Below are 22,830 nucleotides of genomic sequence, written 5' to 3'. Positions count from 1 at the left end.
GACCGGGGAGGCTCTCATCCCTCTTTCACGCATGCCTCCTACGGTGGTCCCATGACGCAGGTGACTCCTCCCGGGTGGTACCCCGACCCGGGGCAGACAAGTGACGGACCCACCACCGAGCGCTGGTGGGACGGCAGGGTGTGGACGGACCGGACCCGGCCCGCGGACCGGGCCGGCGCATGGGGTCCCCCGGCGCAGCCGCCGGGCGTCGGCGCGTATCCGGGCGGGCCGTTCGCCGCCGCACCGTATCCGGCCGTTCCGCCCGCCCCGGCGCGGCGCGGACTGCGGACCGGGATAGCCGTCGCGGCGGCGGTCGCCGTGCTCGCGGGCATAGGCGGCGGTGTCTACGCGCTCACCGCGAACAAGGGCGGCGGGAACACCGCGCGTTCCCAGGGATTCGGGGGCCCGGGCGGCTTCGGCGGTCCGGAGGGCCCGGGGGGCCAAGGGGGCCAGAACGATCCCTTCGGCGGCCGGGGCGGGTCGGGCGGCTCCGGGGGGTCGGACGGCCGGCCCGGACAGCCGGGCACCGAGGACGGGTACGCCACCGATCCGTTCAACGGCATCAGCATCCCCGTACCGGACGGCTGGAGCGGCAACCTCATCGAGGGCGGGGCGGCGATCCAGTCCAAGGACGAGTACAAGTGCCCCGGCGACACCGCGAAGACGTGCAACAGCGGCGGGGCGTACTCGGCGTCGGCGCGGGCGCAGGGGCTGACGGCCACCACGGCGGAGGCGGCGGCCAAGCAGGACATCGCCAAGAACGCCGAGGAGTCCTACGGCGGCGCGAGCTACGGCGGCATCACCTCGCACCAGGTGCTGGCCTCCAAGGCGGTGACGGTGGCCGGACAGAAGGGCTATCTGGTCCGCTGGAAGGCGGTCACCGGCAAGGGCGCGGACGGCTATGTCGAGTCACTCGTGTTCCCCTCCCCCGCCGAGCCCGGACAGCTCGTCGTCGTCCGCTTCGGCATCGACGTCGGCTCGAACGCGCCGAAGCCGTCCGTCCTCGACCAGGTCGCGGCGGGCATCAAGGCGGCCTCCGGCGGCGGCGACGGACAGAACGTCTGAACCCCGGCCGGACGTGATGCGACCGGGCGGGGCTCCCCTCCGCTCAAGAGGAACCCCACCCGGCCGGGTGCGCGCCGCCCCCGTCCCCACGGTGCGGCGCGATCAGGGCCGACGTCCGGTCATCCCACGGACGGCGGCCCGGTCTCTAGGTCAGCCCCAGCAACGGGAGCACCGCCACCTCGACGAAGCGCGCGAGGTACTCCTCGTCCGCGTACTGCCCCTCCAGCATCGGCCGGGCGCGGAGCACACCCAGCAGCTGGGCCGGGATGTACTCGAGGGCCGGGTGGTCGGCGGCCACCTCGCCGCGCTCGACACCGCGCCGGAGGATTTTCTGAAGCGCCCTGATCTCGGGCTCGACGAGCGCCTCGCGCAGCGCCTGGGCGAGTTCCTGGTCCTGCATGACGGCGGGACCGAGGGCCTGGAGCAGCTTGGTGTCACGGCGGGACCACGCGGCCGTGGCCCGCGCGGCGGCGCGCAGGTCCCCGGCGAGGGAACCGGTGTCGACGCCCGCGATCCGCACACAGCGGTTGGACCTGAGGGCGGCGGCCACGAACTGGGGCTTGGTCTTCCACTGCCGGTACAGCGTGGACTTGCTGCACCGGGTGCTGGCGGCGATGCCCTCCATGGTGACCGAGTCGTATCCGCATTCACGGATCTGCTCGAGCACGGCGTCGAAGAACTCCTGTTCGCGCTCAGGCGTGATCTTGGAGCGGCGCGAGGTGGCAACCGTCTCCGGTGCGTCCGCTGCCTGCGACGTCATGGCTGGCTCCTCCTCCGTCGTGCGCCCGGCCCGTGGGCCGCTTCACATCAGTATATCGATACGCGAGTGTACCGGTACGCGAGCGTATCGGTACACTCGCGTATCGATGAGCCTTGGACAGGACCCACTCGACTGTCGCGTGGATCCTTTCCTGGGCTCACCAGGCACCACCTCACGCAAGACCATCAGCAAAGGGGCCGGGGGATGGATTCCCGTACCGAGCCTGAAAACGAAGGGGCAGCCGCGATACGCCGGCCGCCCCTCGTTCGTGAGCTCCTGCTGGTAGGCGGGCTCTTCCTCGTCTACAAGCTCGGGCGACAGCTGGCGAACGGCCACACCGCCGAGGCCTACCGCAACGCGCACCGCGTATGGGGCTGGGAGCGCTCCCTGCGTCTGCCGGGCGAGGGCGCCGTGCAGTCCGCACTGCTGCACGGCCACACCCTCGTCCGCGCCGCGAACCTCTACTACGTGGCCGTCCACTTCACGGCCACCGCCGCCTTCCTGGTCTGGCTGTACCTACGGCGGCCCGGGCACTACCTGTGGGCCCGGCGGGTCCTCGCCCTGGTCACCGGCGCCGCGCTGGCGCTGCACCTGACGTTTCCGCTCGCCCCGCCGCGCATGCTGGACGTGGCTCACCTGGTGGACACCGGACACGTCTACGGCCCCACGGTGTACGGAGCCCACCCTGAGACCGACTCGATGGCGAACCAGTTCGCCGCCATGCCGTCGCTGCACTTCGGCTGGGCCCTGATGGTCGCGATCGGCCTGATCGTGGCCACCCGGTCGCGGCTGCGCCGGCTGTGGCTGCTGCATCCGCTGCTGACCCTGGTCGTGATCGTCGGCACGGCGAACCACTACTGGCTCGACGCGATCGTGGCGAGCGCCCTGCTCGCAATCGCGCTGGCGGTGGTCCGCACGCCGTCGCCGGCGCCGGACGGATCGCCCACGGCACCCCGCACCGTGCCCGCGCCGAGGCCCGCACCGGCCGCTCAGCGCGCGGCCTCTTCGGTGAGCACGCCGGCCACCCGGTGCTCCCTCGAACTCCTGCCCGACGCGCCGGCCGCCGGGCCCTCGGCGGCCGAGGGTCCCGGCCTGGTGGGAGCGGGCCGATGAGCGCCCCGCTCCTCGCCGTCGTCCTGTCCCTCTTCTCCGCTGTCGCCTACGCGGCCGCCGCCGTGGCCCAGGAACGACTGGCCGCCCGGTCCTCGGCCGCCGGCACGCTGCGGCTGTTCACCCACGGCGCCTGGTGGTGGGCGGTCGTCCTCAACGCCTCCGCCGCCCTGCTGCACGTCGCCGCCCTCAAGTTCGGCCCGCTGACGCTGGTCCAGCCCCTCGGCGCGCTCACCCTGGTCGCCGCGGTGCCGCTCGGCGCGCGGGCGGCGGGACGCCGGGTCAGCGCGGTGGAGTGGCGGGGCACCGTTCTCACCCTGGCCGGTCTGGCCGCGCTGCTGGTGACGGCGTCCGGACCGGAGCCCGACCATGTGCTCAGCCTGCCGGAGGCACTGGCCGTGGCGGGAACGACCGCGGGCCTCATCGGCACACTGGCCCTCCCCCACTCCGGGCCGCTGGGCGGCCGTCCCGGTCTGCGGCACGCGACCGCCTCCGGAGTGGCGTCGGGTGTCGCCTCGGCGCTGACGCAGACCGTGACGGTGGCGGCGACGGATCGCTCGCAGTCGGTGCTCAGTGTGCAGGTGGTCGTGGTGGCCCTGCTGGTCGCGGTGTTCGCGACGGGTGGTCTGCTGTTGTCCCAGACGGCCTACCGGGACGGCCTCGGCGCCCCGCTCGCGGTGGTGACCCTCGTCAATCCGGTCGCCGCCGCGGTGATCGGCCTCTCCTTCCTGGGCGAGCACCTCCAGGGCGGCGCGACGGGACTGCTGCTCACGGCGGTGGGCACGGCTCTGGCGTCCTGGGGCGTGGTGGCGCTGTCGCGGTCGGCCCCGGCCCCGGCGGCGGATGCCGACCCGTCGTTGCCCGGCCGGGGCGCCGAAGGGGCGGTGCCCGGGGCGGACGCCGACCACCCCCTGGCCGCGGTGCTCGGGCTGGAGCCCGAGCCGGTGCCTCATGAGCCGCCGTTGCTGCCCCCGCAGCCGGCGCCCCCGTCACCGGGGCACCTCACCGCGCTGTGAAACGGGTGGAGGCCGGCACGCAGGCGTACGTGCCGGCCTCCGCCGTTGTCCTGTCCGGGGTTGAGTGCGCCGGCGCCCCCGGGGCAACGGCTCGGTTCCCCGGTGGCCGTGGGCTCAGCTCGGCTCCATCCCCGGTAGTCCTGCTTGAGCTCGGTGTCCAGCCCGGCGGAGTCCGGCCTGGCCTCCGGCTACGGGGCACACCCCGCCGTCCCCGTCACACGCCACCGCCGCTGCCCCCGGGACCGCCGCCGAGGCTCGCGCGGCGGTCCCGGGTCACCGAGTCACCGAGTCACCGAGTCAGCGAGTCAGCGAGTCAGCGGTGCACGGTCACCGCTTCACCAGGTCGGCGGTTCACCGGGTCAGCGGTTCACCGCTTCACCCCGTGACGATCGCCGGGTCGCTCACGCCCGGCCGCCCGTTCTCGACGTGTCCGGCGAAGCGGCGCAGGAAGGCGGGGTCGGCCTCGGACGTCACAGTGAGGTCGTACCAGCGCTTGCTCGCTCCGAGGGCGAAAGTGCGCCGCAGGGTGGCACCGGCGCGGACCGAGACGGCCTGCGCATGGCCGCCGTACGCGCAGACGACCTTGAGCCGCACCGTGCCCGAGCCCTTGTTGGTGAAGGTCAGCTCGACGTCCTCGCCGGTGTGCCGTGCGGTGACCTCGGCGCCGGCCGCCTTGTTCGGCCCCCGGAAGACGCGCAGGAAGCCGTTCGGGCCGTGCACGGTCAGGTCGTAGGAGCCGCCCGAGTAGGCCGAGTTCCAGGTGTCCGAGACGGTCTTGCCGGCCTCGGTGGTGTAGGTCCAGGGGCCGTCGGTGCGGTTGCCGGACGTGACGAGGAAGGCGGCGCCGGCCCGCGCGCCGGAGGCGAAGGCCAGCGTGAACGTCCCGGCCGCCGTGTCCGCGGAACCGTCCACGACGGGCGCGTACATGAGCGGACGGGTGGGGCGCGAGCCGCGCTCCTGCCGGGGCAGGACGGGGTTCGCGGGTGGGGTCGGCACATAGTCGGGGTGCCGGTTGTGGTCCGGCGGCTGGTAGCCGTCCGTGGCCGGCAGGGACACCGGCTTGGTGTCCTGGCGGGAGAAGTCGAACGCAGAGGTCAGGTCGCCGCACACCGCGCGGCGCCAGGGCGAGATGTTCGGCTCGTGGACGCCGAAGCGCCGCTCGATGAACCGGATGATCGAGGTGTGGTCGAGCGTCTCAGAGCAGACGTATCCGCCCTTGCTCCAGGGAGAGACGACCAGCATCGGCACGCGCTGCCCGAGTCCGTAGGGACCGGCCGGGTGGCCGGCGTCGCCCTTGAAGAGGTCGGGGCCCGCGTCGACCGTGGACTTGCCCTGTGCGGCGGAGGCCGGCGGGAAGGGCGGGATCAGGTGGTCGAAGAAGCCGTCGTTCTCGTCGTACGTGATGAACAGGGCCGTCTTCGCCCACACCTTCGGGTCGGAGGTGAGCGCGTCGAGCACCTGGGAGACGTACCAGGCACCGTAGTTGGCGGGCCAGTTGGGGTGCTCGGTGAACGCCTCGGGGGCGACGATCCAGGAGACCTGCGGGAGTTTGCCGGACTTCACATCGGCCTTGAGCCGGTCGAAAAAGCCCTCGCCCGTGCGGGCGTCGGTGCCGGTGCGGGCCTTGTCGTAGAGCGGGTCGCCGGGCGCCGCGTTCTGGTACTGCTTGAAGTAGAGCAGCGAGTTGTCGCCGTAGTTGCCGCGGTAGGCGTCCGGGATCCAGCCCCACGAGCCCTTGGCGTCGAGGCCGTCACCGATGTCCTGGTAGATCCTCCAGGAGACACCGGCGGGCTCCAGGCGCTCGGGGTAGGTCGTCCAGTTGTAGCCGGCCTCGTCGTTGCCGAGGACCGGGCCGCCGCCCTTGCCGTCGTTGCCGGTGTAGCCCGTCCACATGTAGTAGCGGTTCGGGTCGGTGGAGCCGATGAACGAGCAGTGGTACGCGTCGCAGATGGTGAAGCTGTCGGCAAGCGCGTAGTGGAAGGGGATGTCCTCGCGGGTCAGATACGCCATCGTGGTGGCGGACTTGGCGGGCACCCACTTGTCGTACCTGCCGCCGTTGAAGGCTGCGTGCCCGTCGTTCCAGCCGTGCGGAAGATCCTGGATGAACGCGAGGCCCAGGTCGTCGGCGTCGGGGTGGAACGGCAGGATGTCCTTGGTGCCGTCCGACTGGTGCCAGACCGACTTGCCGTTCTGGAGGGTGACCGGGCGCGGGTCGCCGAAGCCCCGGACGCCTCTGAGCGTGCCGAAGTAGTGGTCGAAGGAACGGTTCTCTTGCATGAGGACGACGATGTGCTCGACGTCCTCGATGGTGCCGGAGCGGTGGTGCGCGGGGAGGGCCGCGGCACGCTCGATGCTGCTCGAGAGCGCGCTGAACGCGGCGGTGCCGCCCGCCAGCTGGAGGAAGCGGCGCCGATTCACTTGAGGCATGACGGAGTGACCCCTTGTCCTGAGCGGGCATGGGACGCCCGGTGATGAGAGGACCTGCGCGAAGCGAGTGTTCCAGGGACACCAAACGTCAGGAAAGGGTGCGATGGCGCCCATGTGAAAGGCGCCGGTACGGCAGATGCGCCGGGGCCGAGGCCTCCCCGAGATCCCGCCAAGCCCGCCGACGCCACGGCACCGGGTACCTCGAATGGCGCGGGCCGGCCCGGAGCGGGGTGCGCCGGCCGCCCGCCCCGCCCGAGGCGAGACGGACGGCCGAACCGCTCCTCAGGGCCTCACTGCTCCTCGCGGGGTCACGACAGGTACGCCTCCACCTCGCTGAACTGGGCGGCCGGCCAGCCGGTGTTGGCAGTCACGTTCAGCCGCAGATAACGCAGGTTCGTGCCGCCGGGCAGGGTGACGGTCACCGTGTTGCCGGTCGCCGGGTCGAAGCGGTAGCCCGCGGAACCGAGCACGGTCGTGTACCCGGATCCGTCGGTGCTGCCGAGTACGGACAGGGTCTGGGTGCGTGCCTGCCAGACCGTGAGCGGCGGCAGTCTCAGCACCAGCCGGCGCACCGGCTGCGACGATCCGAGGTCGACGGTGAAGGACTGCGGGAAGGCGTTGTTGGTCGACTCCCAGTAGCTGCTCGCGTCCCCGTCGACCGCCTTGCCCGGAGTGTAGATGTCCTGGGAGCCGCTCGCGGTGGCCGGGCGGCCCTTGGCGAGGTTGCGGCCTGGGTCCGGGGACGGGTTGCCCTGGCCCGGCTGCGGCCAGGTCGAGCAGTCCGACCAGGTGCTGTTCCAGCCGGAGTTGCCGCCGCCGTCGGTGAGCGCGAAGGCACCGGAGTTCGCCGGGTAGGGGCAGTTGTAGACGCCCGCCGAGCCCACCCCTGCGGCGGTGACGTTACGGAAGGTGGCGGCGCCCTGGGCCTCGGCCTGTACGACGACGGTGCCGGTGTTGCGCACCGTGGCACCGTCCACCGTGACGTTTCCGACCGGGTAGCCCTGCCCGCCGCCGGAGACGAACTCGAAGGCGCTGTAGGGGCTGTCGCTGATCGTGGTGTTGGTGATGTTCACGGTGGCGTTGATCGCGCTGTCGTAGGAGTCGACGCGCAGCGCGCCCATCGGGTGGTTCCAGTTGGGGTTCATCGCGCCCGTGCGCACGAGGGTGTTGCCGTCGACGGTGATGGTGCCGGCCAGCGGGAAGAACGGGTCCAGGAACTTCTGGTTGGAGATCGCGATACCACTGCCCAGGGCGTTGGTGTCGGAGATCAGGTTGTTCCGCACGGCGAGGTCCGTGCCGCCGTAGATCGCGATGCCGTTGGCGAGGTTGGGCTGCGAGATGGTGTTGTTCTCGAAGCTGCTGTTCGTGTCCGGCGAGTACAGCGACCACATGGCGAGCGCGTCGTCGCCCTGGTTGCGCAGGAAGTTGTCGCGGACCCGCACGCCCCTGGCGGTGCCGTTGAGGTTGAGTCCGTCGGCGGTGGTGTCGAGGATGCGGTTGTTCTCGACGACCAGGTTGTCGTTGTTGCCGGTCAGCCACAGGCCGACCTTCAGATGCTGGATCCACATCCCGGAGACGGAGGAGTTCGGGCCCAGCGAGCCGTTGACGAAGTTGTCGGGGCTGGAGTCCACCCGCTCGGTGACCTCGCCGAGGACGGCGAAGTCCTTGATGTGGACGTTGCCCAAGGAGCCGGACTGGTCGATGAAGCGGGAGGTGTGCACCACGGAGTACCAGCTGCCGGCGCCCTGGAGGGTCACGTTCTGCACCCCGCTCAGCGAGGACGTCAGCCGGTAGTCACCCGGCGGGATCCAGACCACTCCCCCCTGGGCCGCGGCGATGGCGTCGCGGAAGGCCTGGGTGGAGTCGCCCTGGCCGCTGGGGTCGGCGCCCTTGGAGGTGACGGAGACCGACCCGGCGGGCTGGGTCGCGGCGCCGGCGACCTGCTCGAAGTCGGCGACGTCGACGGTGACCTGGGTGCCGGTCGACTCGAAGGCGACCCTGTCGCCCGGCTGGACGTTCTGGCCCAGCAGCAGGCGGGCGTCGTCGAAGAAGTGGTGGGTCCTGGCGCCGGGGATCCAACCCGTGTCGATGTAGGAGTACTTGGAGGTGACGGCCAGGGTCTTCGCCAGCCTGGTCCCGTTGACATACACGTTGAGCGTGCCGGACTGGCCGTCCGGCACGCTGTAGGCGAGGTTCACGGCGTTGGCGGCCCGGGGCACGGTGAACTCGACGCGCTGTCCGGAGGTGAGCCGGACGGCTTGGCGGCCGGAGGCCTCGGAGGCCAGGGTGCCCTGGGTGTAGTCGGGGCCGATCCTCGTTCCGGTGGTGATGGCGGACTCGGCCTCGACCGAGGTGAAGGGCAGGGTGGCGCCCGCGGCCGCGTGGGCGGCGGGCGCGCCGAGGCTGACGAGCATGCCGGCGGCGAGGGCGACGGCCGCCGCGATCACCGGTATGCGCCTGACAGGTCTGACCGTGTGGGTGGTCCCGTGCATGTGCCGATCCCTTCATGGTGGGGGTGGTGGGACAGCGCGGTGCGGGACGGCGGTCAGGCGCGCAGCCAGACCGCCGTGTCCTGGGGAAGGCGGCCCTGTTCATCCAGGGGGCCGCTGGCCAGCAGGGGCCGGGAGCCGGCGGGCAGTTCGGCGGGGGCGGCGGCGAGGTTCACCACGCAGAGCACGCCCTCGGCGCGGGTGAAGGCGAGGACGCCCTCGGGGGCAGGCAGCCAGGTCAGCGGGCCGTCGCCGAAGACCGGGCGGATCCGGATCGCCGCACGGTAGAGGCTGAGCATCGAGCCGGGGTCGGCCGCCTGGAGGTCCGCCGCGTACGCCGGCCAGTACGCGGGCTGCGGCAACCAGGGCTCGCCGCCGAATCCCGCGTGGGGTGCGCCGGCCGTCCACGGCAGCGGCACCCGGCAGCCGTCACGGCCCGGGTCGGTGCCGCCGGAGCGGAAGTACATCGGGTCCTGGATGCGGTCGAGGGGGACATCGGCCTCGGGCAGGCCGAGTTCCTCGCCCTGGTAGACATAGACCGCGCCCGGCAGGGCCAGCGACAGCAGGGCGGCCGCGCGGGCGCGCCGGGTGCCGAGGGCCAGGTCGCTGGGGGTGCCGAAGGCCTTGGCGGCGAAGTCGAAACCGCTGTCCTCGCGGCCGTAGCGGGTGACCGTGCGGGTCACGTCGTGGTTGCACAGCACCCAGGTGGCCGGGGCGCCCACGGGGGCGTGCTCGGCCAGTGTGTCGTCGATCGACTGTCGCAGCCGTCGCGCGTCCCAGGGGCAGGAGAGAAAGGAGAAGTTGAACGCGGTGTGCAGCTCGTCGGGGCGCAGATAGCGGGCGAAGCGCTCGGTGTCGGGGAGCCACACCTCGCCCACGAACACACCGCCGTACTCGTCGGCCACCCTGCGCCAGGAGCGGTAGACGTCGTGGAGTTCGTCCCGGTCGACATACGGGTGCGGATCGCGGCCCTCGACGAAGTCGGGCAGAGCGGGATCCTTGACCAGCAGGGCGGCCGAGTCGATGCGGACGCCCGCCACGCCCCGCTCGAGCCAGAAGCGCAGGATGTCCTCGTGCTCCTGACGGACGGCGGAGTGGGCCCAGTTGAGGTCGGGCTGCTCGGGCGCGAAGAGATGGAGATACCAGTCGCCGTCGGGCAGCCGGGTCCAGGCGGGACCGCCGAACTGGGAGGTCCAGTCGTTGGGCGGAAGCTCGCCGAGCGCGCCGCGGCCCGGCCGGACGTGGAACAGCTCCCGCTCGGGGCCCCCGGCGAGGGCCGCGCGGAACCAGGGGTGCTGGTCGGACACATGGTTAGGCACGATGTCGACGATCGTGCGGATGCCCAGCTCCTGTGCCTCGGCGATCAGCTTCTCGGCCTCCGCGAGGGTGCCGAAGGCCGGGTCGATGGTGCGGTAGTCCGCGACGTCGTAGCCGCCGTCCTTCATCGGTGACAGGTACCAGGGGTTGAACCAGAGGGCGTCCACGCCGAGTTCGGCGAGATACGGCAGTCTCGCGCGGACGCCCGCGAGGTCCCCGGTGCCGTCGCCGTCGCCGTCCGCGAAGCTGCGGACGTACACCTGGTAGATGACGGCCGAACGCCACCAGTCACGGTCGGTCCGGACGGTGCGGGCAGGGGTGGGCTGTCCCACGGGGCGGGCCTTTCTGTGTCGGGGGGTCCAGGGGCCGGTTCAGCCCTTGGTGCTGCCCGCGCTGATCCCGGCGATGATGTGCCGCTGGAAGACGAGGAACAGCGCGACCATCGGGATGCCGGCGATCACCATCGCGGCGATGAGCACGGTGAGCTGGATGTTCTGCGAGAGCTGGACCAGGGCCACACTGATCGGCTGTTCGTCGGTGTCGGAGAAGACCATCAGCGGCCACAGGAAGTCCTGCCACACCGCGACCAGCGCGAAGATCGACACCACGCCGAGCACCGGCCGGGACATGGGCAGGACGACCGACCACAGGATGCGCAGTCTGCCCGCGCCGTCGATCTCGGCGGCCTCCAGGACGTCGCGCGGCAGCTGGTCGAAGAACCGCTTGAGCAGATACAGGTTGAAGGCGTTGGCGACGGCCGGCAGCCAGATGCCGAGGGGGTCGTTGAGCAGACTGGTGTGGATGAGCGGCAGGTCGGCGACGGTCAGGTACTTGGGTACGACCAGCGCCTGGGCCGGGACCATCAGGGTGGCGAGGATGCCGCCGAGGATCACCTTGCCGAAGGCGGGTTTCAGCTTGGACAGGGCGTAGGCGGCGGCCGTGCAGAACACCAGCTGGAACGCCCACGCGCCGGCCGCCTGCACCACCGTGTTCCACAGGTGCTGCGGCAGCTGCATCAGGTCCCAGGCGTCCGTGTAACCGCTGACGTGCCAGTGCTTCGGGATCAGTGTCGGCGGGGTCCGAGCGATCTCGTCCGGTGACTTCATCGCCCCGGTCACCATCCAGTAGACCGGGAAGAGGAAGGCGAGCGCGAAGAGCACGACGACACCGGTGAACACGGTCCAGTAGAGGGCTTTGCCGCGGGGCCGGGCGAGCGTGGCCGGCGAGATCAGGGTCCGGGTGCTCATACGGCCTCCTCCCCGGAGCGGGTGAGCCGGAGACAACCGGCGGAGAAGACGCCGAGCAGCACGAGCAGCATGACGCTCAGCGCGCACGCGCCGCCGAAGTCGTTGTAGAGGAAGGCGTACTTGTAGATGAGGTACAGGACGGTGACCGTGGCGTTCTCCGGTCCGCCGCCGGTGATCACGAAGGGCTCCGTGAAGACCTGCATGGTCGCGATGATCTGAAGAAGCATCAGCATCAGGATGACGAACCTGGTCTGCGGGATCGTCACGTGGCGCACGCGCTGGAGGAGGTTCGCGCCGTCCAGTTCGGCGGCCTCGTACAGCTCCCCGGGGATGGACGCGAGCGCGGCCAGATAGATCAGCACGGTGCCGCCCATGTTGGCCCAGGTGGCCACGAGCACCAGGGACACCAGGGCGGTGTCGGCGCCGTTGGTCCAGTTGGAGGTGGGCAGGTGCAGAAAGCGCAGCGTCTCGTTGGCGAGGCCGGCCCCGGGGTCGTAGAACCACTTCCACAGCAGGGCACTGACCACCGGCGGGATCATCACCGGCAGATAGACCACGACCCGGAAGAAGGCCCGGGCGTGGCGCAGTTCGTTGAGGACGAGCGCCAGCACGAAGGGGATCGCGAAGCCGATCAGCAGGGCGAGCAGGGTGAAGGTGAGCGTGTTGCGCCAGGCGGCCCCGAACTCCGGGTCGTGCAGCACCCGGGTGAAGTTGGCGGTGCCGACCCACGCGGGCGGGGAGCCGGGCGTGTACTTCTGGAAGGCGATCACGACCGCGCGGATCGCGGGGTACCAGGAGAACAGCGCGAAGCAGACGAGGCCGCCGAGCAGGAAGCCGTAGGCGCGTGCCTGGTCGGCGAGGCGGCGCCGCCTCCGGCCCCCCATCGGGGGCGGCGCCTGCGGCGGGTGGACGGCGACCGTCTCGACGGGCCGCCGTGCGGCGGTCCGCGTCATCGGGGTCAGCTCCGGGCCAGGATGGTGTCGATCTTTCCGCCGGCGTCCTTCAGGAGCTGGTCGATGTCGGCGTCCTTCTTCGTCAGCACGGCGGAGACGGTGCCGTCGAGGACGGAGTAGATCTGCTGGGCGTTCGGCGGCTCGATCTTCATCTGGAGGGTGTGGTTGCCGTCGAGGAAGGACTGGTAGTTCGCCACGGGCACATTGGCGTTGGCCTTCTTCGCCTGCTGGTCCTGGGCGTCGGCGGCGCCGGTGAACAGCCGGGGCTCCGGCAGGCCGACGGGGGCGTTGTTCTTCTTGGCGCGGGCGTAGTCGCCGAGGAAGCCCCTGCCCGGGGTGAGGAACATGTGGTCGAGCCACTTCAGGCCCGCGCGGATCTGCGCCGGGGTGTCCTTCTTGTTGAACATATAGCCGTCGCCGCCGATGAGCGTGCCCTTGCCGCCGGGCATGGGGGCGATGGCGAGGTCGTCGTAGTTGCCGCCCTTCTCCTTCACGAGGATCGGGATGTTGTCGGGGGCGGCGAGGTACATGCCGAGCTTTCCGGAGCCCATCATCTGCTGGACGTCGTTGATGACGAGGAGCTGCTTGCTGCCCATCGAGTTGTCGATCCAGCGCATGTCGTGCAGGTTCTGCAGCACGGCGTGCCCTTCGGGGGTGTCGACGGTGGCCTTCTTGCCGTCGGCGTCGACGACCTCTCCGCCCTGGGAGTACAGCTCGGCCGTGAAGTGCCAGCCGCCCTGGTTCTGGGCGCTGTAGTCGGCGTAGCCCACGGTCCCGTCGCCGAGCGCGGCGATCTTCTTGGCGTCGGCGCGCACTTCGTCCCAGGTCGTGGGCGGCCGGTCGGGGTCGAGGCCGGCCTGCCGGAAGAGCTTCCTGTTGTAGATCAGGCCCATCGAGTAGCCGGTGCGCGGGATGCCGTAGATCCTGCCGTCGACGGTGTAGATGTCGCGCAGCTGCTGCTGAAGGGTGCCGTAGCTCTTCAACTCCTTGACGTACAGGGTGAGATCGGCCGCCTGGCCGGTGTCGACGACATGCTTGACGTCGGTGAAGTACGTGTAGAACACGTCCTCCATCTGGCCGCCGGCGAGCTTGGCGTCGAAGGTCTTGGGGTCCTCGCAGGGGAACGCGTCATGGGCGACGACGTCGATGTCCGAGTGCTGCCTCTCGAAGGAGGCGATGTCCTCCTCGAAGAACCGGCGGTCGACCTTGGCGCTCCGGGGCGGCTCGCAGTTGACCGTGATGCGCGTCTTGCCGCTCGCCGCGTCGTCGTTCGATCCGCACGCGGCGGCGGTGAGGGCGAGGGAGCAGACGCCGATCGCGGCGAAGGTACGGCGGAACCGGGTGCTTCTCATCGGTGGACCCCTCTGGGCAGGAGCGGTGGGCGCCGCACACTCAAGCACCGCCGACATCCCTTCGCAAGATGTCGCGCAGAATCTGTAATTATTCGACAGTAGAGTGGATCTCAGACACGAGGCGCTTGCGCCGTCGACCCGCGCACCACCAGCTCCGGCTCGAAGAGCAGTTCGTCGGCCGGTACGGACCTCCCGCCGATCTGGGCGCCGAGGAGCTCGACGACGGCCCTCCCCATCGACTCGATGGGCTGGCGGACGGTGGTGAGCGGCGGTTCCGTGCAGTTCATCAGCGCGGAGTCGTCATAGCCCACGACGGAGACCTGGGAGGGCACCTCGAGTCCCTTGCGGCGGGCGGCCCGTACGACGCCCAGGGCCAGTGGATCGCTGGCGCAGATGAACCCGGTGACCCCCCGGTCGATAAGCCTGGCGGCCGCCGCGTGGCCGCCCTCGATCGAGAACATGGCCCGGGCGACGAACTCGTCCGGCAGCTCCCCGGCGATCGCCCGCGCCGCCGCCAGCTTGCGGGCGGACGGCACATGGTCGCCCGGACCGAGCACCAGGCCGATCCGCTCGTGCCCCAGCGAGGCGAGGTGGCGCCAGGCCTGCTCGACGGCCACGGCGTCGTCGCAGGAGACGCCCGGGAAACCGAGATGCTGTATGGCCGCGTTGACCAGGACCACCGGGATGTTCCGGTCCGCGAGCAGCCGGTAGTGGTCGTGCGGGGCGTCGGCCTGCGCGTACAGCCCGCCGGCGAAGACCACCCCGGAGACCTGCTGTTGCAGCAGAAGCGCCACATAGTCGGCCTCGGAGACCCCGCCCTTGGTCTGGGTGCACAGCACCGGGGTCAGTCCGAGCTGGGCGAGCGCGCCGCCGATCACCTCGGCGAAGGCGGGGAAGATGGGGTTCTGCAACTCCGGCAGAACCAGGCCGACGAGCCGCGCCCGCTCGCCGCGCAGCTGGGTGGGCCGCTCGTAGCCGAGGACGTCGAGCGCGGAGAGCACCGCCTGCCGGGTGGCTTCCGAGACCCCGGGCTTGCCGTTGAGCACCCGGCTGACCGTGGCCTCGCTGACCCCGACCTTTTTCGCCACTTCAGCAAGTCGTCGCGTCATGGCCGCAAGAATAGCGCAAGCAATGCAAACCGCTTGCGCCAGCGGTGGTCGCCCGCCGGAAGCGGCTGTCCGGAGCGTCTCCCGTTCCCGGGGCCGCCCTCCGTCAGATCCGGCTCTCCGTCGCGGTGTCCGCCGAGAGCCGCTGGGCGACGTAGATCGGGACCACCGACAGCACGACGAGCACCGCCGCCACGACGTTCACGACCGGTGCCTGCTGAGGACGGGTCATGTTGTCGAAGATCCAGATCGGCAGGGTCTCGATGCCGGGGCCGGCCGTGAACGTCGTGACCACGATCTCGTCGAAGGAGAGCGCGAAGGCGAGCAGTGCGCCCGCGAACAGCGCCGAGCGCACCAGCGGGAACGTGACGTCGAGGAAGGCGCGGAAGGTGTCGGCACCCAGGTCCATCGCCGCCTCCTCGTAGGAGCCGGAGGTGCGGCGCAGTCGCGCGACGACGTTGTTGAAGACCACGACGACGCAGAAGGTGGCGTGGCCGACGATGACGGTGAACAGTCCGAGCCCGACCCCGAGCGGTTCCAGGACCGTGCCGAACGCCGAGTTGAGCGCGATCCCGGTGACGATGCCGGGCAGCGCGATCGGCAGCACGACCACGAAGGAGACGGCATCGCGGCCGAAGAAGCGGTGCCGGGCCACCGCGAACGCGATCAGCGTGCCCAGCACGAGCGCGATCGCCGTGGCGCCCAGACCCGCCTTGACCGAGACCCACAGCGCGCTGCGGGCCCCCGCGTTCTCCCAGGCCACCGACCACCAGCGGGCGGTCCATCCGGGCGGCGGCCAGCTCGCGCTGCGGTCCGGGTTGAAGGAGTTGACCAGGACGAGGGCGAGCGGGACGTAGATCACCGCGAAGCCGAGGCCGGCGGCGATGCGCAGCGCGATACGGGCGGAGCGGGACAGTTGCATGACGGGGTACCCCTGCGGGAGGCTGCGGAGTTCTAGAGGCTGCTGAGGGCGCCCGTGCGGCGCATCGCCAGCAGGTACAGCACGATGACCAGCACCGGAACCGTGCCCAGGGCGGCCGCCATGGGCAGGTTGAGCTCGATGTTGGAGTAGACGAGGTTGCCGATCAACTGGGTCTTGCCGCCGACGATCTGCACGGTGATGTAGTCGCCGAGGCTGAGCGAGAAGGTGAAGACCGAGCCGGCGGCCACGGACGGGAGCACCATCGGCAGCACGACCGAGCGGAAGGTGCGGCCGGGGTGCGCTCCCAGGTCGGCCGAGGCGTCCACCAGGCCCGTGGGCAGCTGTGCGAACGCCGTGTGGATCGGCAGGATCATGTACGGCAGCCAGAGATAGGTCAGCGTGATGACGGCCGCCGGGAGGCCGAACCCGGGTCCGCTCAGCCCGAACGGCCGCAGCATCCAGTCGGCGAGCCCGCCCTGGGACAGGATCAGCCGCCACGCGTACACCTTGACCAGGTAGCTCGCCCACAGCGGGGTGAGGATCGCGACCACCAGCAGCGGGCGGTACCGGGGCCGGGCGACGCGAGCGGTGTAGAAGGCCAGGGGGAAGGCGATCAGCGCGCACAGGACGGTGACCGCGAGGGCCACGCCGATGCTGCGCAGGATGACCTGGCGGAAGACGGGCGTGGTCAGCAGCGCCTGGAAGTTGTCCGTGGACCAGACCTTCACCACCTCGGAGGTGAAGGAGTTCGTCGTCCAGAAGGCGGAGACGAACAGCACGCCGAGCGAGCCGAGATAGAGCACGGCCAGCCAGAGCAGGGGCGCGGTCAGCAGCAGGGACAGCCGCAGCCGCGGGCGGCGGTGCAGCAGCCCGGCGAGCCGCCGGACGGGGGTCCGTCCGGCGGCCGGCACGGTGGCGGTCATGGTCGTGTCCTCAGCCCTTGATCTCGGTCCAGGCCTGGACCCACTTGGCGTACGGCACGCACTTGACGTCCGTACGGCCATCAAGGCACTGCTCGATGGGCGTGTTCCAGAAGGCGATGTTCTTCCAGTAGGGCGTGTCGGCCGCGTGGTAGGTGGCGCAGAAGCTCTTGTCGCTGGTCTCCTCGCACGCCTTGGCGTTGGACGGGGCCTCGCCGAAGTACTCGGCGACCTGGGCGTTGACCTTCGGGGAGATGATCCAGTTCATCCACTGGTAGGCGCAGTTGGGGTGCTTGGCCTTGGAGTACAGCATCCAGGTGTCGGACCAGCCGGTCGAACCCTCCTTGGGCACGAAGGCCTTGACCTTGGCGCCCTCGCCCTGTGCGAGGCTGGCGATGACCTGCCAGGTGGTGCCCACCACGGAGTCACCGCTCTTGAAGGCGGACACCTCCTTGAGGTAGTCGCCCCAGTACTCGCCCACGTTCGCGTTCTGCTTCTTCAGCAGGTCGACGGCCGCGTCGAACTGCTTCTGATCGAGCGCGTACGGGTCCTTGATCCCCAGTTCCGGCTTGGTGGCCTTCAGGTAGAGCGCGGCGTCGGCGATGTAGATCGGGGAGTCGTACGCGGTCACGTGGCCCTTGTACTTGGACGCGTCGTCGAAGACGGCGGACCAGGAAGTCGGCGCCGGCTTGACCTTGTCCGTGTTGTACATCAGCAGGTTGGCACCGCGGCCGTGCGGGATGCCGTAGGCCTTGCCCTTGACGGAGTTCCACGCCTGGAGCTTCAGATCGCCGAAGACATCCTTGTAGTTGGGCACGAGGTCGGTGTTGACGGGTGCCGCGTCCCCGGAGGCGATCAGGCGCAGGGAGGCGTCGCCGGAGGCGGAGACCGCGTCGTACTCGCCGGTCTTCATCAGCTTGACCATCTCGTCGGAGCTGGCCGCGACCTTGGAGTGAACCTGACAGCCCGTCTGCTTCTCGAAGTCGCCGACCCAGTTCACCTTGGGGTCGTTGGAGCCGTCCTCGACATAGCCGGCCCAGGCGACGAGGTTGACCTGCCCCTCGGACTTGCCCAGCTTCGACTGCGCCTTCAGATCCGGCGGGTTGAGGCCGGTGGACGAGGAGGAGCCGCCCGAGCCGGACGAGCCGCAGGCGGTGGCCGCGAGCAGCACCGCGGCAGCGGCGGCGGCCTTGAGGGTACCGATGGTGAGACGCACGTCGTTCTCCATACGTGACGGTGGGGGCTGGTGCGGGGGGGGTCAGCGGGAGTCGGGGACCCGGACGGCGTGGCGACGGTGCCACTGGAGGCGCACCCGGGTGCCGCGGTAGGCGGCGACGTCGTCGGAGGAGGTCTCCAGGTTCTGCTGGAGCGCGGTGAGGCGGCCGCCCGCGTCGAGGTCGACGAGGAAGCGGGTGGCGTCTCCCAGGTAGACCACCTCGGCGACGGTGCCGGTGGCGGTGGAGTGCTCCGGCTCGTCCGCCTCGGCGGACTCCTTCAGGACCCGGATCTTCTCGGGCCTGATGCTGTAGGTGCCCGCGGTGCCGACGACCCGCTCGGCCGCCGCGCCCTCGAGCAGGTTCGAGATGCCGACGAAGGAGGCGACGAACGCGGTGGCGGGACGCTCGTAGATCTCGGCGGGGGTGCCGACCTGCTCGATGCGGCCCTGGTTGAAGACGGCGATGCGGTCGCTCATCGTCAGGGCCTCCTCCTGGTCGTGGGTGACGAACACGAAGGTGATCCCGACCTCGCGCTGGAGCGCCTTGAGTTCGACCTGCATCTGCTCGCGCAGCTTGAGGTCGAGGGCGCCGAGCGGCTCGTCGAGGAGCAGCAGACGGGGGCGGCCGACGAGAGCGCGGGCGAGGGCGACCCGCTGCCGCTGGCCGCCGGAGAGCTGTCCGGGCCGCCGCTTGCCGAAGGCTTCCAGGCGTACGCCGGCGAGCGCCTCCCGGGCCCGGGCGAGCCGCTCGCCCTTGGGCACCTTGCGGACCTTGAGGCCGTAGGCGACGTTCTGCTCCACGGTCATGTGCGGGAAGAGCGCGTAGTCCTGGAAGACCGTGTGCACGTCCCGCTCGAAGGGCGCGAGCCCGGTGACGTCCTGGCCCGCCAGTTCGATGGCGCCGGAGGTGGGGCTCTCGAAGCCCGCGATCATGCGCAGGACGGTGGTCTTGCCGGAGCCGGACGGGCCGAGCATCGAGAAGAACTCACCGTCGGCTATCTCGAGGTCGACCCCGGCCACCGCGGCCGTGTCACCGAACTGCTTGCGCAGCCCCCGCAGCCGGATCGCGCTTCCCTCCATGGACGGGAACCTTTCTGGTGCACTCTTCCGTTCTTACTCTGGATCGAAAAGATATGAACTTATAGTTCAAAGCTCAAGACCCCCTTAAGGTAAAGGTTGAGTCAACGCACAAGGTGGTGGCCGTGAAGCACAACTGGGGCGGCGGGGCCCGGAGAGCCGTCTTCTCTCCGGTGGACACCCGCGCGCGCGTGGAGACGGTCGTCCGCCGCCTCGGCGACGCCATCGAACTGGGGCTGCTCGCCGACGGGGAGCAGCTGCCCGGCGAGAGCGAGCTGGCGGGACGGCTCGGGGTGTCCACCGTGACCCTGCGGGAGGCCCTCATGGCGCTGCGGCAGCAGGGTCTGGTCACCACCCGGCGGGGACGCGGCGGCGGCAGCTTCGTCTCGTTGCCGGCGGACCCGGCCGAGGAGCGGATCAAGCTGCGGCTGGCCGGCTGGAGCACGGAGGAGCTGCGCGACCTCGGCGACCACTGGGCGGCCGTCTCCGGCGCCGCCGCCCGCCTCGCCGCCCAGCGCACCGGGCCGGACGACCTCCAGCCGCTGCGGCGCACCCTGGAGGAGTTCGCGGCGGCCGACGACGCGGCGGCGCGCAGCCGGGTCTACGGCCGGTTCCATGTGGAGCTGGCGGCGGCGGCCCAGTCCGCCCGGCTCACCCGGGAGCAGGTCGCGCTCCAGACGGAGGTCGGGGCGCTGCTGTGCCTGGTCCTCGGAGACGACGCCTATCGCGAAGAGGTGGCGGACCGTCACCGCGCTGTGATCTCGGCGGTGCAGGATGGGGCGCACGATTCGGCCGGGGAGCTGGCCGAGCGGTGCGTCCGGGAATCGACGGCACGGCTCATCGCGCTGCGCCTCGGCCTCTGAGGACGCGCCGGGATCCGGTCGTGTGCGCGGGAGGGCGCCGATGAGCACGAGCCCCGGTCTGGTCGCCCCGCCCGAAGTGGAGGTGACGATCCGGGTGCGGTCCGCTCTGGAGGCGGTGTTCGACGCCGTCGCGGAGACCCGCGCCGACACGACGGCGCTGCTGGCACGGGTGGCCGGCCGGGGCCTCAGGCCCGCGACCGCGGACCTGGCCGCGCTGCGCCCGGGGCTCCATGCCCGGCTGCTCCGGCAGGAGTTGGTGTCCGGGGTCGGGTTCGTGGCGGCCCCCGGTCTGCTGAGCGACGTACCGGCATGGCTGGAGTGGTGGCAGACCGGCGCGAGCGGTGACGTACGGCCCCTGCTGCCCGACCTGGATCCGGCGCACTCGGCGTATTCCGACTACACCCACTGGGACTGGTTCGCGCTGCCCCGTGACACCGGGCGCCGGGCAGTGGCCGGACCCTATGTGGACTACCTCTGCTCCGACGAGTACAGCCTCACCCTGTCGGCCCCCGTGCACCTGGCGGGGCGCTTCGCGGGGGTGGCCGCGGCCGACGTCTATCTGCGGCACTTCGAGGCGGCGGTGCTGCCCCTGCTGCGCGCCCTGCCAGGGCCCGCCCATCTGGTCAACGCCCGGGGCCGTGTGACGGCCTCGGCCGACCCTGCGCATCTGGCCGGATCGCTCACCAAGGGGCCCGACTTCGCCTCGGTCCTGGAGGGGGCCCGGCCGGGTGTCTGGGCGGGGCTGCGGCTCGTGCCGTGCGGCGGGATTCCGCTCGTACTCGTCGTGGGCCGCTGAGCCGGGCGGGCGCCGCGGGCCCCGGCGCCGTCGGTGACCTGAACACCGACGGAGCCGGGGCGCTGAGGAGGGTCTCAGTCCGGCTGTGCCGGCACCACGCTGAGGTGGCCCGTGGTGCGGCGGATGCGGCGCGGGCCCCGTCCGGGGGGCGCCGGGCGGCGCGCCTCGCGCAGCACCAGCGTCAGCTTCGAGTAGCCCATGGTCTGAAGGGTCCGGGGCGTCTCCCCCACCACCCGGCAGTCGCGGCCCCAGCGCGGGTCGGGGTGCAGCAGCGGGCGCACCGCCCCGTCGTGCTCCACGGCGCCCGGGCCGGCCACGCGAATCCAGTGCGGCAGGCCCTGCCGGTAGGCGGCGTCCATGATCGGGTCCTGGGCGATGTCCCGGCGGATCGCCTGGAGTCCATGGTCGTGGCCGTGGCGCTCCAGCGCCGCCGCGAAGTGCGCCAGCATCGGCAGGCACCAACTCGACTCGTGCTCGCCGAGGATCGTGCCCGCGTCCGGGTGGAACAGCACGAACCGCAGGAAGTTGTCGCCGGGCATGGCCGTCGGGTGCGGTCCCACCCCGCGGAAGAGGGCCTCGAACGCGGTGTTGGCGAGGACGACGTCCCAGCGGTGGTCGAAGACGACGGACGGAAAGGGGACGGCCTCCAGGAGCATGGCGTAGTCCTGCAGGTACGCCCTTGCTTCCGGACTCTCGGGGACGGGCCGCGGCTGCGACCGCTGCCCTCCTGCCTGAAACGCCATCGGGAGGTCACCCCTCTTGCCCTTGCGGCCTGCACGCGGCGCCCTGATCCTGCTGCCCCGGATCGAGCTGTGTCAACTATCGTGGCATTTGGCGTCGGTTGACGGCCGAATCTCGCCACAGTTGTGGCGAGACCTGGATGCGAGTTCGAAACAACGGCTAATCTCCGGGTGGTTCCGGACGACCATGAGAACGATGTGAGAAGAGACGTAGGAGATCTGTCGGTGACGGATGGCTTCGAGGTTCCGGGCGCCACGGCGACGGGTCTGCTGCCGGCCGTCGTGGCCCGTGTCACCGCCCTCGCCGACCGGATGGGGGTTCCGCACGAGGAGATCTTTTCCGTGGCGCGCCTGTCGGTCGCCTCCGGCGTCCCGGAGCCGGTGGTGAAGGCCCTGCTGAGCGGGGTCCCCGCCGGGGAGCCGGATCTTCAGGCGCGCTTTCTGCAGCGGCTAGACCTGCTGCGCCGCACCCGGCTCAAGCCCAACGGCCGCAGGTACACCCAGCAGGAGATCGCCGACGGCGCGGGCATGTCGCGCCAGCAGGCGGGTGCCCTCATCAACGGCGACCGGCGCCCCACCATGGAGCACTGTGACGCCATTCAGCGCTTCTTCAGGGTGCATGCCGGGTTCCTCACGGCCGAGGACCCCGAGGCACTCGCGAACGCCCTCCAGCGCTCGGAGCAGGAACTCCTCCAGCAGCTCGCCGACCGCGAGCGCGCGGCGGCCGACACCGCCGACGACCCGCTGGAGCGGCTGTTGCAGGACCACGGTGTCCGCGGCATCGCCTGGCGGGCGGCCCAGCTGCCCACCGACCAGCACCGCGACAAGGTCGCCGAGTGGCTGGACATGCTCCTGGAGAGCGTCAAGCGGCCGGAGTCCTGATCCAGGGAGAACCGTGGGCATCGGAAGGGAAATGCGCCGCCTGTGCGGCGAGTTGACAGCGGAGCTCTCGCTCCCCGCACCGGCGGCACCCGCCGACCTCTACACCGCGCTGTGCGCGGGCATGAGCAGACGCCGGGGCCGTCCCGTCCGGTTCCGTATGGCCCCCTTCCCGCCCGGTACCGCGAGCGGCCTCTGGCTGGACATGGCCGACCAGGACCTCGTGGTCGTCGAGGAACGCACCGCACCGGACCACCGGTTGGTGATCCTCGGCCATGAACTGTGGCACATGAACGCCGGTCACCAGGGCCACCCCGTGGAGGGAGCCACGGTCGCGGCGCGCCTGCTGAGCGACACCACCGATCTCCAGGCCACCGTCCGCAAGGTCGCCGCCCGTACGCACTTCGACCTCTCCGACGAGCAGGAGGCCGAGAGCTTCGGTCTGCTGCTGGCCAGCAAGTGCCGTACGTGGCTGGCGGGCTCGTCGCTGCGCGGGCCCGTCCAGCGGGACGATCTGGCGGGCCGGATCGAGGCGTCGCTCGGCTACGGCGGACCACGGGTCCGCTGAGCGGCCC

At 71.0% G+C, this 22,830-nt stretch carries 20 protein-coding genes; 7 read left to right on the top strand and 13 right to left on the bottom strand.

Annotation, left to right across the window (positions count from 1 at the left end):
- Positions 1-51: 51 nt before the first annotated feature.
- Positions 52-1,065, top strand: coding sequence for a DUF2510 domain-containing protein (locus ACIP94_RS27960; protein WP_402431343.1), 1,014 nt, complete (start codon positions 52-54; stop codon positions 1,063-1,065).
- Positions 1,066-1,210: 145 nt separating this feature from the next.
- Here ACIP94_RS27960 and ACIP94_RS27955 read toward each other — a convergent pair whose 3' ends face one another.
- A complete protein-coding gene (locus ACIP94_RS27955) occupies positions 1,211-1,825 on the bottom strand; it encodes a TetR/AcrR family transcriptional regulator (protein WP_402431340.1) in 615 nt (204 codons plus the stop codon).
- Between the two features lie 204 nt (positions 1,826-2,029).
- Between ACIP94_RS27955 and ACIP94_RS27950 the strand changes: the two genes are divergently transcribed.
- Together ACIP94_RS27950 and ACIP94_RS27945 are read left to right on the top strand one after the other, a co-directional pair.
- The gene (locus tag ACIP94_RS27950; RefSeq protein ID WP_402431337.1) at positions 2,030-2,938 is read left to right on the top strand and encodes a phosphatase PAP2 family protein; all 909 of its coding nucleotides are present in this window, start codon (positions 2,030-2,032) and stop codon (positions 2,936-2,938) included.
- Positions 2,935-3,951 carry a DMT family transporter gene (locus tag ACIP94_RS27945; protein ID WP_402431334.1) on the top strand — a complete coding sequence of 339 codons (1,017 nt, stop codon included), beginning with the start codon at positions 2,935-2,937 and terminating at the stop codon, positions 3,949-3,951. Before ACIP94_RS27950 ends, ACIP94_RS27945 begins: the two co-directional genes overlap by 4 nt.
- A gap of 375 nt (positions 3,952-4,326) precedes the next feature.
- Here ACIP94_RS27945 and ACIP94_RS27940 read toward each other — a convergent pair whose 3' ends face one another.
- The 11 genes from ACIP94_RS27940 to ACIP94_RS27890 form a co-directional block, all read right to left on the bottom strand.
- The gene (locus ACIP94_RS27940; RefSeq protein ID WP_402431331.1) at positions 4,327-6,378 is read right to left on the bottom strand and encodes a phosphocholine-specific phospholipase C; all 2,052 of its coding nucleotides are present in this window, start codon (positions 6,376-6,378) and stop codon (positions 4,327-4,329) included.
- A 308-nt stretch (positions 6,379-6,686) separates the two neighbouring features.
- Entirely contained in the window at positions 6,687-8,870 is a 2,184-nt protein-coding gene (locus ACIP94_RS27935) for a discoidin domain-containing protein (RefSeq protein ID WP_402431327.1), read from the bottom strand.
- Between the two features lie 53 nt (positions 8,871-8,923).
- Positions 8,924-10,516, bottom strand: a complete 1,593-nt coding sequence (locus tag ACIP94_RS27930; protein ID WP_402431324.1) for a glycoside hydrolase family 13 protein — start codon at positions 10,514-10,516, stop codon at positions 8,924-8,926.
- A gap of 39 nt (positions 10,517-10,555) precedes the next feature.
- Positions 10,556-11,431: a carbohydrate ABC transporter permease gene (locus tag ACIP94_RS27925; RefSeq protein ID WP_402431321.1), complete on the bottom strand. Its 876-nt coding sequence runs from the start codon at positions 11,429-11,431 to the stop codon at positions 10,556-10,558.
- Positions 11,428-12,384, bottom strand: a complete 957-nt coding sequence (locus ACIP94_RS27920; protein ID WP_402431318.1) for a carbohydrate ABC transporter permease — start codon at positions 12,382-12,384, stop codon at positions 11,428-11,430. The genes ACIP94_RS27925 and ACIP94_RS27920 overlap by 4 nt, the downstream gene beginning before the upstream one ends.
- A gap of 5 nt (positions 12,385-12,389) precedes the next feature.
- On the bottom strand, positions 12,390-13,736 hold the full coding sequence (locus tag ACIP94_RS27915; protein ID WP_402431315.1) for an ABC transporter substrate-binding protein: 1,347 nt from the start codon (positions 13,734-13,736) through the stop codon (positions 12,390-12,392).
- A gap of 110 nt (positions 13,737-13,846) precedes the next feature.
- Positions 13,847-14,845, bottom strand: coding sequence for a LacI family DNA-binding transcriptional regulator (locus ACIP94_RS27910; RefSeq protein ID WP_402431312.1), 999 nt, complete (start codon positions 14,843-14,845; stop codon positions 13,847-13,849).
- 103 nt (positions 14,846-14,948) lie between these two features.
- Positions 14,949-15,764 (bottom strand): ABC transporter permease, encoded by an 816-nt coding sequence (locus ACIP94_RS27905; protein WP_402431309.1) that lies wholly within the window; start codon positions 15,762-15,764, stop codon positions 14,949-14,951.
- 32 nt (positions 15,765-15,796) lie between these two features.
- On the bottom strand, positions 15,797-16,687 hold the full coding sequence (locus tag ACIP94_RS27900; protein WP_402431306.1) for an ABC transporter permease: 891 nt from the start codon (positions 16,685-16,687) through the stop codon (positions 15,797-15,799).
- Positions 16,688-16,697: 10 nt separating this feature from the next.
- Positions 16,698-17,912, bottom strand: a complete 1,215-nt coding sequence (locus tag ACIP94_RS27895) for an ABC transporter substrate-binding protein (RefSeq protein ID WP_402431303.1) — start codon at positions 17,910-17,912, stop codon at positions 16,698-16,700.
- 30 nt (positions 17,913-17,942) lie between these two features.
- Positions 17,943-18,980 carry an ABC transporter ATP-binding protein gene (locus ACIP94_RS27890; RefSeq protein ID WP_402431300.1) on the bottom strand — a complete coding sequence of 346 codons (1,038 nt, stop codon included), beginning with the start codon at positions 18,978-18,980 and terminating at the stop codon, positions 17,943-17,945.
- A 113-nt stretch (positions 18,981-19,093) separates the two neighbouring features.
- Here ACIP94_RS27890 and ACIP94_RS27885 point away from each other — a divergent pair, with 113 nt between their 5' ends.
- Both ACIP94_RS27885 and ACIP94_RS27880 read left to right on the top strand, forming a co-directional pair.
- A complete protein-coding gene (locus ACIP94_RS27885) occupies positions 19,094-19,840 on the top strand; it encodes a FadR/GntR family transcriptional regulator (RefSeq protein WP_402431297.1) in 747 nt (248 codons plus the stop codon).
- A gap of 40 nt (positions 19,841-19,880) precedes the next feature.
- On the top strand, positions 19,881-20,636 hold the full coding sequence (locus ACIP94_RS27880; RefSeq protein ID WP_402431294.1) for a cache domain-containing protein: 756 nt from the start codon (positions 19,881-19,883) through the stop codon (positions 20,634-20,636).
- A 74-nt stretch (positions 20,637-20,710) separates the two neighbouring features.
- On the opposite strand, the gene ACIP94_RS27875 is transcribed toward ACIP94_RS27880, so the two are convergent.
- On the bottom strand, positions 20,711-21,379 hold the full coding sequence (locus ACIP94_RS27875) for a hypothetical protein (protein ID WP_402431291.1): 669 nt from the start codon (positions 21,377-21,379) through the stop codon (positions 20,711-20,713).
- A gap of 222 nt (positions 21,380-21,601) precedes the next feature.
- Between ACIP94_RS27875 and ACIP94_RS27870 the strand changes: the two genes are divergently transcribed.
- Together ACIP94_RS27870 and ACIP94_RS27865 are read left to right on the top strand one after the other, a co-directional pair.
- Positions 21,602-22,258 (top strand): helix-turn-helix domain-containing protein, encoded by a 657-nt coding sequence (locus ACIP94_RS27870; RefSeq protein WP_402431287.1) that lies wholly within the window; start codon positions 21,602-21,604, stop codon positions 22,256-22,258.
- Between the two features lie 31 nt (positions 22,259-22,289).
- Positions 22,290-22,823 (top strand): toxin-antitoxin system, toxin component, encoded by a 534-nt coding sequence (locus ACIP94_RS27865; RefSeq protein WP_402431385.1) that lies wholly within the window; start codon positions 22,290-22,292, stop codon positions 22,821-22,823.
- Positions 22,824-22,830: the final 7 nt, after the last annotated feature.

The organism is Streptomyces sp. NPDC093261 (assembly GCF_044753645.1).
Taxonomy (GTDB): Bacteria; Actinomycetota; Actinomycetes; order Streptomycetales; family Streptomycetaceae; genus Streptomyces.
The sequence above is the reverse complement of the archived record's forward strand: the minus strand, read 5'-3'. Positions and strand labels throughout refer to the sequence as shown.